Annotated in this window: 13 protein-coding genes and 1 pseudogene; 5 read left to right on the forward strand and 9 right to left on the reverse strand. The window is 70.4% G+C overall.

Annotated elements, in window-relative coordinates:
• The first annotated feature begins 121 nt into the window (after window positions 1-121).
• Together glgA and glgC are read left to right on the forward strand one after the other, a co-directional pair.
• A complete protein-coding gene (glgA, locus tag ACFWRV_RS13460) occupies window positions 122-1,285 on the forward strand; it encodes a glycogen synthase (RefSeq protein WP_384332961.1) in 1,164 nt (387 codons plus the stop codon).
• Between the two features lie 37 nt (window positions 1,286-1,322).
• Window positions 1,323-2,540, forward strand: a complete 1,218-nt coding sequence (gene glgC, locus ACFWRV_RS13465; protein ID WP_384332964.1) for a glucose-1-phosphate adenylyltransferase — start codon at window positions 1,323-1,325, stop codon at window positions 2,538-2,540.
• A gap of 21 nt (window positions 2,541-2,561) precedes the next feature.
• On the opposite strand, the gene ACFWRV_RS13470 is transcribed toward glgC, so the two are convergent.
• The 6 genes from ACFWRV_RS13470 to ACFWRV_RS13495 form a co-directional block, all read right to left on the reverse strand.
• The gene (locus ACFWRV_RS13470) at window positions 2,562-3,431 is read right to left on the reverse strand and encodes a class I SAM-dependent methyltransferase (RefSeq protein ID WP_384332967.1); all 870 of its coding nucleotides are present in this window, start codon (window positions 3,429-3,431) and stop codon (window positions 2,562-2,564) included.
• Window positions 3,432-3,558: 127 nt separating this feature from the next.
• Window positions 3,559-4,842, reverse strand: coding sequence for a glutaminase (locus ACFWRV_RS13475; protein WP_384332970.1), 1,284 nt, complete (start codon window positions 4,840-4,842; stop codon window positions 3,559-3,561).
• A 250-nt stretch (window positions 4,843-5,092) separates the two neighbouring features.
• Entirely contained in the window at window positions 5,093-5,527 is a 435-nt protein-coding gene (locus ACFWRV_RS13480; RefSeq protein ID WP_384332973.1) for a RidA family protein, read from the reverse strand.
• 236 nt (window positions 5,528-5,763) lie between these two features.
• Window positions 5,764-6,711, reverse strand: a complete 948-nt coding sequence (locus ACFWRV_RS13485; protein WP_384332976.1) for a GlxA family transcriptional regulator — start codon at window positions 6,709-6,711, stop codon at window positions 5,764-5,766.
• 277 nt (window positions 6,712-6,988) lie between these two features.
• The gene (locus ACFWRV_RS13490; protein WP_384332979.1) at window positions 6,989-8,080 is read right to left on the reverse strand and encodes a Gfo/Idh/MocA family protein; all 1,092 of its coding nucleotides are present in this window, start codon (window positions 8,078-8,080) and stop codon (window positions 6,989-6,991) included.
• A gap of 100 nt (window positions 8,081-8,180) precedes the next feature.
• A complete protein-coding gene (locus ACFWRV_RS13495; protein WP_384332982.1) occupies window positions 8,181-9,152 on the reverse strand; it encodes an aldo/keto reductase in 972 nt (323 codons plus the stop codon).
• Between the two features lie 146 nt (window positions 9,153-9,298).
• Between ACFWRV_RS13495 and ACFWRV_RS13500 the strand changes: the two genes are divergently transcribed.
• Window positions 9,299-9,871, forward strand: coding sequence for a MarR family winged helix-turn-helix transcriptional regulator (locus ACFWRV_RS13500; RefSeq protein WP_384332985.1), 573 nt, complete (start codon window positions 9,299-9,301; stop codon window positions 9,869-9,871).
• A gap of 408 nt (window positions 9,872-10,279) precedes the next feature.
• On the forward strand, window positions 10,280-10,612 hold the full coding sequence (locus tag ACFWRV_RS13505) for a type II toxin-antitoxin system PemK/MazF family toxin (RefSeq protein WP_384332988.1): 333 nt from the start codon (window positions 10,280-10,282) through the stop codon (window positions 10,610-10,612).
• Between the two features lie 20 nt (window positions 10,613-10,632).
• Here ACFWRV_RS13505 and ACFWRV_RS13510 read toward each other — a convergent pair whose 3' ends face one another.
• The gene (locus ACFWRV_RS13510; RefSeq protein ID WP_384332991.1) at window positions 10,633-12,105 is read right to left on the reverse strand and encodes an MFS transporter; all 1,473 of its coding nucleotides are present in this window, start codon (window positions 12,103-12,105) and stop codon (window positions 10,633-10,635) included.
• 159 nt (window positions 12,106-12,264) lie between these two features.
• On the opposite strand from ACFWRV_RS13510, the gene ACFWRV_RS13515 reads away from it, so the two are divergent.
• The gene (locus ACFWRV_RS13515) at window positions 12,265-12,912 is read left to right on the forward strand and encodes a TetR/AcrR family transcriptional regulator (protein ID WP_384333074.1); all 648 of its coding nucleotides are present in this window, start codon (window positions 12,265-12,267) and stop codon (window positions 12,910-12,912) included.
• A gap of 181 nt (window positions 12,913-13,093) precedes the next feature.
• On the opposite strand, the pseudogene ACFWRV_RS13520 reads toward ACFWRV_RS13515, so the two are convergent.
• Both ACFWRV_RS13520 and ACFWRV_RS13525 read right to left on the reverse strand, forming a co-directional pair.
• Window positions 13,094-13,165, reverse strand: a pseudogene (locus tag ACFWRV_RS13520) (hypothetical protein); the annotation flags it as partial.
• 116 nt (window positions 13,166-13,281) lie between these two features.
• The gene (locus tag ACFWRV_RS13525; RefSeq protein ID WP_384332994.1) at window positions 13,282-13,428 is read right to left on the reverse strand and encodes a hypothetical protein; all 147 of its coding nucleotides are present in this window, start codon (window positions 13,426-13,428) and stop codon (window positions 13,282-13,284) included.
• Between the last annotated feature and the right edge of the window lie 35 nt (window positions 13,429-13,463).

A 13,463-nucleotide genomic window follows, 5' to 3' on the forward strand; every position in this document is an offset into this window, starting at 1 on the left:
TCGTCCACTCGATCCCCGAGACGCCTCACGGGGAGGGACCGCGCGCCGCCGTGTTCTTCCCCCGCAGAGGCATGTGCGTGACCATCAAGGGCAGAAGGTCATCGACGACAGGGGGTCGGACGTGAAGGTGGGACTGCTGAGTCGTGAGTACCCGCCGGACGTCTACGGCGGGGCCGGTGTCCATGTCGAGTTCCTGGCAGGGGAGTTACGCGCGCTCACCGATCTGGAGGTCCACTCCTGGGGCGAAGGAGCCTCGGACGGCCTGGTCAGGCACCGGCCCGGCCGGGAGCTGGACGGGGCCAACGACGCGCTGCGCGCCTTCTCCGTGGACCTGTCCATCGCCGCCGCGCTCGAAGGCCGCGACCTCGTGCACTCGCACACCTGGTACGCCAACCTCGCGGGCCACCTCGCCGGACTGCTCTACGGCATCCCGCACGTGATGACCGCCCACTCGCTGGAGCCTCTGCGCCCCTGGAAGGCCGAACAGCTCGGCGGCGGCTACGCGTTGTCCAGCTGGGCCGAGCGCACCGCCGTGGAGTCCGCCGACGCCGTGATCGCCGTCTCGCGGGGCATGCGCGCCGACATCCTCGGCTGCTACCCGCAGCTGGATCCCGACCGGGTCAGGGTCGTCCACAACGGCATCGACACCCGCCTGTACCGGCCCGTTCCCGGAGTCGACGTGCTGCGCCGCCTGGGCGTCGACCCGGACCGCCCCTTCGTCCTGTTCGTCGGCCGGATCACGCGCCAGAAGGGCGTTCCGCACCTGCTGCGCGCTGCCCACCGGCTCGACCCCTCAGCGCAGTTGGTGCTCTGCGCGGGCGCGCCCGACACTCCGGAGATCGAGGCCGAGTTCCGCGAACTCGTCGGCGAACTGAAGCGCTCGCGCGACGGGGTCCACTGGATCCCGGACATGCTTCCGCGCCCCGACGTCATCCAACTCCTCAGCAGAGCAGCCGTGTTCGTCTGCCCCTCCGTGTACGAGCCCCTGGGCATCGTCAATCTCGAAGCGATGGCCTGCGGCACCGCGGTGGTCGCCTCCGCGGTCGGCGGCATCCCCGAGGTCGTCTCCGACGGCAGCACGGGACTGCTCGTCCCGTACGAGGCCGACCAGCCGGCCCGGTTCGAGGCGGATCTCGCCGAAGCGATCGGCCAGGTGCTCGCCGACCGTCCGGCGGCCTTGCGGATGGGTGAGGCGGGCCGTGAACGTGCGGTGCGGGAGTTCGGCTGGGACATGGTCGCCCGGCGGACTCTCGAGGTGTACGAGGAGATCGTCAAAAAGGTGTAGCCGGGAACGGTTCGGTGTTTCAGGAGGGGGAGTGGCCATGCGCGCTGGACCTTCGGTGCTCGGGATCGTACTTGCGGGAGGAGAGGGCAAACGGCTGATGCCGCTGACGGCCGACCGGGCGAAGCCCGCGGTGACCTTCGGCGGAACCTACCGGCTGGTCGACTTCGTCCTGTCGAACCTCGTCAACGCCGACATCCTGAGGATCTGCGTCCTCACCCAGTACAAGTCGCACTCGCTGGACCGCCATGTGACCACCACCTGGCGGATGTCCAGCCTGCTCGGCAACTACGTCACGCCGGTCCCGGCCCAGCAGCGCCTCGGCCCGCGCTGGTACCTCGGCAGCGCGGACGCCATCCTGCAGTCGCTCAACCTCGTCCACGACGAACAGCCGGACTACATAGCGGTGTTCGGAGCCGACCACGTCTACCGCATGGACGCGCGTCAGATGCTGGAGCGGCACATCGAGAGCGGCGCCGGCGTCACTGTCGCCGGCATCAAGGTGCCCCGTGCGGAAGCCTCCGCCTTCGGCGTCATCACCCCGGCCTCCGACGGCTCACGCGTGGAACGCTTCCTGGAGAAGCCCTCCGACCCGCCCGGCCTGCCCGACGACCCGACCAGGGTCTTCGCCTCGATGGGCAACTACCTCTTCTCCACGAAGGTCCTCGTCGACGCCCTCCACCAGGACGCCGAGGACGACGACTCCGTCCACGACATGGGCGGATCCATCCTGCCCATGCTCACCGAGCGCGGGGCCGCGCACGTCTACGACTTCGACGACAACCACGTGCCGGGCGAGACCCAGCGCGAGCACGGGTACTGGCGGGACGTGGGATCTCTGGACAGCTACTACGAGGCCCACATGGACCTCATATCCGAGCAGCCGCTGTTCAGCCTCTACAACCAACGCTGGCCCATGTACACCCACGCGGGCCACCAGGCCCCGGCCCGCTTCGTTTCCGGAGGCATCGCCGGCGAGTCGATCGTGAGCCCGGGCTGCGTGATCCGCGGCCAGGTCACCGGGTCAGTGCTCTCGCCCGGTGTGATCGTCGAGCAGGGCGCGGTGGTCCAGGGCTCCGTGCTGCACCACAGTGTGCGCGTCGGCAGGGGAGCGGTCGTGCGCAACGCGATCCTCGACAAGAACGTCGACATCCCGCCCGGGGCGACGATAGGCGTGAACCCCGAACGGGACCATGAGCTCTACACCGTCTCGCGCAACGGCGTCATCGCCCTCGGCAAGGGCCAGGCGGTGTCGTAGCATCCGTCGCCCGCGTCACCGTCAGGTCGCGGTGACCGCGTACGCGGGGAGCGAGCGGTTGCCGCGCGGTCTGGCGATGGTCCGCAGAACGTCGGTCTGGCTGAGGACGAGCTGTCGCAGCGGCTCGGGCAGCGCGTCCATACGATCCCGCGTATTGGTCAGGTCCTGGCAAGCGGCGATTTCCCAGTCGCCGTCCTGCAGATCCTCGGTGTCGACCGGTCTGCTCCCCTGGGCCGTCCAGCCGGCCTCCGGCAGGAGTCGCAGCAGCGCCTCGCGGGAGAAGGGCGTGCGAACGTTGCCCTGGCCGTGTGACCCCGCGGCCTCGATCTGACCTTGGATCAGCACGGCGAGGAGGTGCGCCAGCTGGTCGTCGGATACGGGCGTCAAGTCCCATTCGGTGAACCACAGGCGTCGCGCCCACGGCCGTATCCGGGTGAGTGTGTCTCGCAGCTGGGCAAGCGAGGCGAAGTACCAGGAGCAGTGTGCGAGCACGACGTGGTCGAAGGTGTTCTCGGGGAATTCGACGGATGAGTCGAGCACGTCGGTGGAGAAGCGGAAGTCGATGCGGGGCCCGAGCGGGCCGGCTGAGAGCCGGGCCGACGATGCTCCGAGGGTGACCGGCGCCCCGTAGGAGGGGTCGGCCACGTCGGTGGCGACCACGCGCCCCGTGGGTCCGACCGCCTCTGCGAGGACGGCGGTCATGTCCCCCTGACCGCAGCCGAGTTCCAGGACGGTTGAGCCCGGGGCGATGTCCCAGCTCGCCACGAGTGCGGCGCGGTGGCGCGTCTGGGACAGCTGGACGTCCGGGCTGTGATCGGCGGCGGCCATGCCGGCCGCGAGTGAGGGAGCTCGGGTGCGCAGATCGGAGTGGTTCACAGAGTCCTTCGTCATGCTCGACAGTGTGGTGCGCGGGCAGCGGTGGCCGCGACTTCCCGCGCATCCCGTGGTGACCTCTGGATGCCCACCCGTGAAGAGGCCCGGCTGACGTGTGTCCCCGCCCGTACCGAAAGGTCGGTGCTCACGCCGAAGGGAGCGTCGCCTGATCCACCTCGTGGACGACGGTGACCCGGCCGCCGTCTCCGGGTTCGGGGTCAGGAATGACCGTTTCCGGGTCGACGAGGTAGACCTCCTGGCCGTCCAGTGTCAGCCGGCGCGCGACTTCCAGCACCATCCGCCGTGCCACGTCGTCGATCGCGTGGACACGTGTGAGGTCGATGGCCACCCGCGTCTCCTGGGGAGCCGTCTCCAGGACTTCCCGCACCACGCGCTCGGCTCCCGCGAAGCCGATGCCGCCCTGGAGTTCCAGGACACGGAGAGCGTCCGGTCCGCTGCCGACGACGTGGTTGGACCGCAGGACCGCCCGTCCGGCGGAGGGGACCTCCATCACGTGCAGGCCCATGTCCGAGGAGAATCGCTCGAACAGGGACACCCCGCGCACGCTGTTGCCGTGGCTGTCCAGACGCGGCGAGAACGTGGCGATGCCGATGCGTCCGGGCAGCGCTCCGATCAGGCCACCGGCCACCCCGCTCTTCGCGGGGATGCCGACCTGGGTTGTCCAGTCACCGGCCGCGTCGTACATGCCACAGCTCAACATCACGCTCAGCACCTGCCGCACCACCTGTTCCGGCACCACCTGTTCACCCGAGAGCGGGTTCACGCCGCGGTTGGCCAGCGTCGCCGCCATCACGGCCAGATCCCGCGTCGTGACGAGCACGGAGCACTGCCGCGTGTAGCCGTCCACGACCGCCCCGGCGTCCTCGGTCAGGACGTCGTAGCCGCGCAGCATGTGCGCGATCGCGAGGTTGCGGTGCGCGTGCGCCATCTCCGACGCACAGACCTCCTCATCCATCGCCAGCCGACGGCCGGCGAAGGCCGAAAGGCCGTCGAGCACCCGTTCCACCCGCTCCGCCGGACCGGAATCCTCCGCGCCGACCAGTGAGTGGACGGTGATGGCGCCCGCGTTGATCATGGGATTGAACGGTCGTCCGGTGCCGCTTTCGAGGGAGATCTCGTTGAACGCCTCGCCCGACGGCTCGACGCCGACCTTGGCCAGCACCGGAGCGAACCCACGGTCGGCGAGGGCCAGCGCGTACGCGAACGGCTTGGAGATCGACTGGATGGTGAACGGGACGTCGATGTCACCGGCGCCGTGGATCCGACCGTCGACGGTGGCGAAGGCCGCGCCGAGGCGCTCGGGGTCCGCCGCCGCCAGCTCGGGGATGTAGGCCGCCGGTTCTCCGGAGGCGTCGGGCTCCACATCTCCCAGTGCCTCGGCCAGATAGTCGGGAATGATGGGCCGCATTCTTACCTCTCCGTTCGCACCACCGATTTCCGGCGCGGGGTGCGTCCGGACTGTGTGCTGCGTCCTGCCGCCGGGGCGCCTCGACGGCGCCTGTTGGTGGCGTGGCCAGGCTACCGACCGGGCCGTCCGGATCGATCAGCCGCGGATCGCCGATCACTGCGCGCGTCCCGCACGACCTGGACAACGCGAGCCGGCGCACCGCGGGGGTACAGGGGTCGACCCCCTCGATGTGCGCGCCCGATCCCGTCGCCTACTCCCTCAGCCTTGCCGTGAAGCTGATCTCCACGAGCTGCCCGAGCTGTGCGAGTCGCGGCGTCACCAGGATGGTGGTCGCGACCTGGGGCGTCTCGGTGCCGAAAGCGGCCCTGCGCACGGGACCCGCTGCCGCGAACGCGCTGTCCATGTCGAGTACGTAGACCACCTCCTCGACCACGTCGTCGATGGTCGCGCCGAACCGGGCGAGCAGCTTGCCGGCGTTGGCGTAGGTCGTGCGCATCTGCTCTTCCATGGTGCCGAAGTCGGTGATCCGGCCCTGCTCGTCCACCGGGGCCGGGGCGACGAGCCCCTCGCCGTCGTGGGAGAACTGACCGGCCATATGGATGGTGTCCCCGTGCCGCACGGCCTGGACGTAACCGAACGCCTGCTCCCACGGGACGCCCCAGCTCTCGACCTGTTCCGCTGCCATGACCTGCTCCTTACGGTGGTGGTGAGATGCGCTTCCACGCTAGGAGCCGGTGCGGTCGGGCGACCAGATCGGGCGGTGCCGTTCTTGGCAATGATCGTGCCAGGAGCGGGCGGTTGCGCCGGGAGCGGCCGACAGCGCGGCCGGCTCGGCGACGACCGCGGACGATCTCCGCCGCTCGACGAGCCCGCCGAGGTGGATGACGTGGCGCCGCGCTCGTTCGCCTCCGCGCGCGTCGCTCAGCCCCTCACCTCGGCCGCACGGCGGTGCCGGCGGCGGTAGTCGCTGGGGAGCGAGCCGGTTTCCCGGCGAAAGCTGATGCGGAAGTTGGCGGCGGTGCCCAGACCGGAGGCCGCGGCGATCCGTTCGACGGACCAGTCGGAGGTCTCCAGGAGCCGCCGGGCGACCAACACCCGCTGCAGCGTGAGCCACCGCACGGGCGGCATGCCGGTCTCCTCGCCGAACCGACGGATGAAGGTGCGTCGCGACATCGCCGCGTGGCGGGCCAACTGGTCCACGGTGAGTGATTGTTCCAGGCGCTGCATGGCCCAGGTGCGGGTCTCGGCCAGGTCCGCACGGGGTGGGCTGAGCACGTCCACGTACTGCGGCTGCTGCCCGGAACGGGTCGGCTGCGCGATGATCTCCCGTCCCACCTCGCGCTCGGACCCGACCCCGAACGTGGTGCGGATCAGGTGCAGGCACACATCGATTCCCGCGCCCGCTCCGGCGGACGTCAGCAGGTTGCCGTCCTCGACGTACAACACGTCCTCGACCACCGTGGTGCCCGGGTACAGCTCCCTCAGCTGCTCGGTGTACCGCCAGTGTGCCGTGACCTTGCGACCGTCCGTGGCCCCGCTGGCGGCCACGGCGAACGTGCCGGTGCAGATGCCGACCACGGTGGCGCCCCGCCGCGCGGCGCGGCCGATCGCGTCCACGTAGACGTCCGGCGGCGGGACGTGCGGGTCACCGAATCCCGGCACCACCACCACATCAGCGGTGTCCACCACGTCCAGCGCGTGGGACGGCACGATCCTCACGCCGTCCTCCGGGCCCGCGTCCCCCGGCCGACCCGCCACCCGCAGCGCGAAGCCGGGGTGCTCTCCCAGTACATGCGCGGCGATGCTGAAGTCCATCGCGATGACCCGTGGCAGCGCCAGCAGCGCCACCTTCCGCATGACTCGGGGCACCCCGGTCACCTCCTGGACGATCCTTGCCGAGTACGGTATGTCCCGATCCGGTGACCGGGTTGTAGCGGCTCCTGACGTCTTAACACATCTGGGCGCCCGGCAAAGGAGCAGGTCATCGCAGCGGGAAGGATCTGAAGCCGGGACGCGCGCACACGCCGTCGACTGCCGGGAGTCCTCCCTCGCGCCTGGCGCGGATCGCTGTGGCGAGCGCCAGGGTTCCACCGCCGGACTCGCCTGCGACCGTGAGAGTGGAAATGCCCGGTTCCTCGCGACGGCGTCACTGTCGCAGCCCCGTACGCGCCGCCCGCTCGATCCGGGCGATGAGAAGGCTGTTGTGGACGGCGTGGGCGAATCCCGGGGTGTGGTGGGTGCCGTCCGTGATGTCGCGTGCCAGGGCGGCGTAAGCCTCGCCCACGTTGATGGACGCACCGGCCCAGATGTCGGCGGCGGTCGGGCCGGCGCCGGTGGCGGCGGGGCTGTCGGGCGCTGCGAAGTCCACGCTGGAGGCGAGGGCGAGGTCTCCGACCTGGACGCCCGCGGGGTGGTCGCCGGTCAGTCGCAGCCAGCCGTCCGAGCCGCGGACCTCCAGGGTGAAGCCGGCGTCGGGGGCGGGCACTCCCGCCAGGATCTGCCCGCTGACCGGTACGCCCGAGGCGGTCCTGGCGATGACGTCCAGGTGATCGGGTACCTCCCGGACCGACAGCTCGCCGGTGTCCACCAGCTTGACCTGTGGCCAGAGGAGCTCCGTACGTGCGTCGATCTCGGTGATGTCACCGAGGACCGCCTCGACCACGTCCAGCACGTGGCCCGCGGCGATCGGCAGGAAACCGGCCCCCGAGGCCGCTTTGTCGAAGTACCCGTAGGCGCTCACCGATTCCGGGCCGTTTCCGAAGGTCGTCGCGGTGAAGCGCGCCGACAGCAGCCGCCCGAGCTTCCCCTGCGCGATGATCTGCGCGGCGCGGCGCACCGAGGGGTTGTGCCGGCCCTGGAGGCCGATGGCCGTATGCAGTGACCCCGCCGCGGCGGCCATCTCCTCCGCCTCGGCGACGTTCACGCCGAGGGGAGACTCCGCGTACACGGCCTTGTTCGCCGCGAGGGCCGCCAGCACGAGGTCGCGGTGGGCGGGGACTTTGACGGCCACGGTGACGAGGTCGATGGACGGGTCGCGGATCAGCTCGAACGGATCGGCGAACCACCGTCCGGCGCCGAAGGTCTCGGCCGCGCTCCGGGCGCTTTCCTCGTGCCGGGTCGCCACGGCCGCCAGCTGGAACGCCGGCTGTGCCGCCAGTGCGGGTACGTGGGACGCACCGGCCCAACTCGCCCTGGTGTCCGCGCCGATGATGCCGACACGAATTGCGTTGCTCTTCATCTGACGTACAGCTCCATTCGTTGTTCTGTGTTCGCGGCACGCCTTTGCGTACCGGCCGTACTGAACCGCCCGATCGGACAGCGGGCTGTGTGCGCCCTATTCAGCGGTCGATGGACGCCATGTCGGGCTCGGCGTGGCGCTCGCCGGATGCGGGCGGCAAGCCGTCCAGCCGGGTGATCTGGTCGGGGCTGAGCCGGAGGGTGTCGGCGGCGCAGTTCTCCTCCGCCCGGTCGGCCCGCGTGGTCCCAGGAATGGGCGCGATGTCCTCGCCCTGTGCGAGCAGCCAGGCGAGGGCGATCTGCGCGGGGGTGGCCCCGGCCTCGTCGGCGATGTCCCGCACCTGGTCGAGGATGTGCAGGTTGCGCGCGAGGTTGCCGCCGGTGAACCGGGGGTTGGTGCGGCGCCAGTCGGTCGCGTCCAGTCCGTCCAGGGTGCGGACGCCGCCGGTGAGAAACCCGTGGCCCAGCGGCGCGTAGGGAACCAGCCCGATACCGAGCGCCCGCAGGGTGGGCAGCACCTCGGCCTCCACGTCGCGCGTCCACAGGGAGTATTCGGACTGGACGGCGGCCACCGGATGAACCGCGTGCGCCCGGCGGATCGTCGGCGCGGCGGCCTCCGACAGCCCGATGTGCCGCACTTTGCCCGCGGCCACCAGATCGCTCAGCGCCCCGACCGTCTCCTCGATGGGAACGCCGGGGTCGACCCGGTGCTGGTAGTACAGGTCGATGTGGTCGGTTTTGAGCCGTCGGAGCGACCCCTCGACCGCCGCGCGGACACTGGCCGGGGTGCTGTCGGGGCCCGGCCGGCCGCTGTGGGAGACCAGGCCGAACTTGGTGGCGATGACGACGTCGTCCCGGCGGCCCCTGACCGCGCGGCCCACCAGTTCCTCGTTGACGTAGGGGCCGTACACCTCGGCGGTGTCCAGGTGCGTGACACCGAGGTCCAGGGCGCGCCGAACCGTACGGATCGACTCGGCCTCGTCCCGGCCGGCTCCCGTGTAGAAAGCCGACATTCCCATCACCCCGAGCCCGATGCGTGAGGCCTGAAGTGCTCCCAGTGACGCGACCTGCATGGCGTGATCCCCTCTGGACCGATGGACAACCGGCACCGCCCACCCCACTCCGGCCGCGGGGCCGGACGGGCGACGAAACGAACTTGATGCATCAAGAACTACACCGTCGAACTTGACGCGTCAATAAGTGGGTCTAGGCTGGACCCATGACTGACACAGCGACGGGCAGGGGTGATCGGCGCCCCGGACGTTCCTCGGGCAAGGCGCTATGGCTGGACAGCGAGGAGCGGGCGGCATGGCTGGCCAACTCGGCGATCATGATCAGCCTGCCGGCGGCCCTGGACGCGCGGATGCAGCGCGAGTCCGGCATGACCTTTTTCGAGTACATGGTGCTCTCGGTCCTGTCCGAGCAACCTGCGCGCACACTGCAGATGAGCGATCTGGCCGCGCGTACGTCGGCGTCGCTGTCGAGGCTGTCGCACGTCGTCGGTCGCCTGGAGAAGCGCGGGCTCCTCACGCGAGCCCGGATCCCCGGTTCCGGCCGACGCACCAGCGCGACGCTCTCCGAGGCCGGATACAAAGAGGTCGTGGCGGCGGCGCCGGGACACGTCGCGGCGGTCCGGGAGTACCTGATCGACGGGCTCGAACCTCACGAGCTGGCGGCTCTGCAACGCATCGGCGCCTCGGTCGACGCCGCCATCCGCCACCGGACGCCGGATACGGTCCCCACGGCATCGGATCCGGCCGAGACACCGACGGACCCCGGCCTCCGGCCCTGACCGCGTGCTGCTCGGCTCTGCAGCCGCCCCCCTTGGCGCGCTCAGTACCCTGCCGGTGGCCGGGCTCATAGCTCTTCGGGCGCTGCGCCGCGTCGGGGCGGTGACCGGCAAGCGTGTTCTGATCAACGGAGCGACCGGGGAAGTGGCAGGCTACGCCGTCCAGCTCGCCCACATCGGCGCTGCACGCCGACCCTGCCAGTGCCCTCTCTTACATCGCTGGTCTGCGCGACGACCGGCCCGTCAGGCCCTCGAACACGTCCTGCCAACGGGCGGGTTCTATGCTGTGGCCCGCGGCCACCGTCTCTTCGTCGGTCCACACAACTCACGATGATCAACAGTGACCGCACCCGTCTCCACAACGCGTCAGGGTCGCGCAGTTCCGCCTGCCGTCCTGAGTCAGGAGGACCTGTGCAACGCGGCGAAGTCTGGTGGGTGGAGTTCGACGAGCGGCGGCTGGTCGTACTGCTGGCGGCAGAGGACGCGTCCGGGATCCGGGCGATGCAGGTCGTCACTCCTGCGGGCGTCGACATCAGCGGTCTGGGCGTCGAAGTGCACGTAGGTGCCATGGAAGGGCTGCCCATGGAAGGCGTGCTGCGGTTCGCGTTGCCGCGTCCGGGCTTTACCCCTTGCACGTGGCTGACCACCGTGTCCCGCGAGGATCTGATCGAGCGGGCGGGCGTCCTGTCTTCCGCGAAGCTCGACGAGATTGAAGACGCCCTCCGTCTCGGTGAACTCGCGTAGGCGGAGGGGGAGCTGACCGGTCAGGTGGCCTCCGCGGGCGCTGCCTCCTCCACGCTGCGGGAGTTCGTGAGGCTCAACGCGCCGACCGTCGCGATCAGACCGACGGCGACGGCGAGCACGGCGTAGGCGATCCGCTCCCCGTGGAAGAACGAGGCGACCAAGTCGCTGCTCCACACGCCGGCCGGGAGCTGGGTGGTGACCAGAGTGGCGATCAGCGTGCCGACCACGGCGGTGCCGACGCTGGTGCCGACCTCCTGCGCGGTGTCGTTGAGCGCGGTGCCCATCGAGGTGCGGTTGGCCGGCATCGCGTCGACGAGCGCGACCGCGCAGATCGTCATGACGGTCCGCAGCCCGATCGTCATGAGCACCATGCAGAGCGCGATGACGAGGTACCCGTGCTCGACGCCCCAGGACAGTCCCGCCAGCGCGACGGCCAGGCAGGCCGCGCCCACCAGACAGGCGACGCGGTGCCCGTAGCGGCGGGCCAGTCCCTCGGACACGGGCGTCGCGAGCAGCATCGTCACGATCAGTGGCAGGTTGGCGAGGCCGGCCCGTACGGGGCTCCAGCCGTACGCGTACTGGAAGTGGAGGATGAGTCCGAACATCACGCCTGCCATCGCGATGGACGTGCCGATCTGCGCCACCGCGGCGCCGCGGATCGTACCGTTGGAGAACAGGCCGAGGTCCAGCATGGGGGCCCGGCTGCGGCGCTCGTGCCGGACGAAGGCCGTTGCGGCGACGACCGCGCCCACGACCGAGCCGACGGTGGGGGCGGAGAGCCAGCCGTTCTCGACGCCGCTGGTCAGCGCGTAGCAGGCCAGCCCGATGGTGGCGACGCTCAGTGCTGCGCCCGGCACGTCCAGCCGGTCGCGGGTCAGGTCCTCGGGCCGGTCGGCCGGGACGCCGAGGCGGACGCCTATCCAGGCGATCACCGCGATCGGGGCGTTGACGACCAGCAGCCACTCCCAGCGCACGTGGGCCAGGGCCGTGCCGCCGATCAGCGGTCCGAGGATGAAGCCGGACATGCCGACGACGATCATCACCGTCATGGCGCGCATCCGCAGCGCCTTGTCGTCGAAGAGGCGGAAGACCAGCGAGTTCGTGATCGGGGCCATGGCCGCGGCGGCGATGCCGAGCGCGGCGCGCAGGGCGATGAGCTCACCCGCGGTGGTGACCCAGACGGCGCACAGACTCAGTGCGCCGAACACGGCGAGCCCGACGAGCAGGACGCGGCGGCGGCCGAGCCGGTCGGCCATGGAGCCCGCGGTGAGCAGCAGACCGCCGAAGGTCAGCGAGTACGCGCCGGTGACCCACTGCAGCGCGGTGGTCCCACCGCCGATGTCACGCCCGATGGTGGGCAGTGCGATCGACAGCAGGGTGTTGTCGACCATCTCCACGAAGAAGGCCAGGCAGAGAGCCGCCATCGGGATCCACGCGGCGCGCAGGGAGGGATAGGTACGGGAAGCGGGGGGTTTCAGCATCGCGGTCGTCATGGCGGCGCTCCTTTCTATCGAACGCCGCTCGATTATCGAACGGTGTTCCATGAGGTACGATAGAACAGCGTTCGATAGAGATGCAAACGAAGGGCAGAGGCCATGCCGCGCCACGAGAACCGCGCCGCCGCGGGCGGCCGTCGCCGGGCTTCCCACTCCATGGAGTCCGTGCTCACCGAGGCGGTGGCGCTGCTCGACGAGGCGGGTCCTTCGGCGCTGACGTTCCGGGCGCTCGCGCAGCGCCTCGGGGGAGGCGTGGCCAGCATCTACTGGTACGTCGCGAGCAAGGACGAACTGCTCGACCGCGCCACCGACCACGTGATCGGCGGCGTCCTCGCCGACATCGAGGCGATCAAGCCGGGCGACGACCCGATCGACGACCTGCGCGCGATGTCGCTGACCCTGTTCGACGCGATCCTGGTGCGGCCCTGGCTCGGGAACTACTTCATGCGCAACACGGACGTCCAGGGCAACGCCCTGCGTCTGTACGAGACGCTGGGGCGGCCGACTCTGCGGCTGACGCTCACCGCGCGGCAGCGCTTCCACGCCGTCTCGGCGATCACGACGGTCGTCGTCGGCTCGGCGGTGGACCTGGGGCAGGAACCGCCTCAGGAGGTCCTCGACGGCGCCCTCGGCCGTGACGAGTTCCTCGGCCGCTTCGCCGCGACGTGGCGGCGGCTCGACGCCGACGACTTCCCCTTCGTGCACGAGATTGTCGACGAGTTCGACGGGCACGACGACATCGAGCAGTTCCGCGCCGCGCTGGACCTGACCCTGGCGGGGCTGCGCCTCCAGGCCGGCGCCTGAACGAGTCGCCCGTACGAGGACTGATGGGCGCGCGGCATTGTTCGACGGTCAGGCTGAAAGCGTCCTGGCGGAACCCTTGTCCGAAGCTGAGCCGTCGCGTCCGCCCGTACGACCGCGGGCAAGCAGCGCGGGGGCTGCTTGCATCGGGCGTCCGCCTCGGAATCGTCACTCCGTGCGCGGACAGGCCCGTGTACCGCAGAATCGCGGTGTCGAGTGGACCGCGTACGGTCCCGTGTTCGGCCCCGTGGGCGATGAACCGGCCCCTGTCCCACGGGACGCGCCCGTCGACGTTCGCGGGCGTGGGGAGTTCTCCGAAGTGCTACGGGAGGTCCCGGCAGGCACTTCGGGCCGTCCGCCCAAGCGCAGCTGTCACCGGCGGCCGCGCAGCCGGCCCAGCAGGCCGCGGGCCTGGGCGCGTTTGCGCGGGTCGGCCGCGGCACGTCGGACCGAATCGATGGTCCGCCTGCCTTGCGGGCTGCGGGTGAACTGGGTGAGGCGGGCGATCAGTCCGGGCATGTTTCCTCCTTGTGGGGCAGACACTGCGTCTACCC

This window comes from Streptomyces sp. NPDC058576 (assembly GCF_042718715.1).
Taxonomy (GTDB): domain Bacteria; phylum Actinomycetota; class Actinomycetes; order Streptomycetales; family Streptomycetaceae; genus Streptomyces.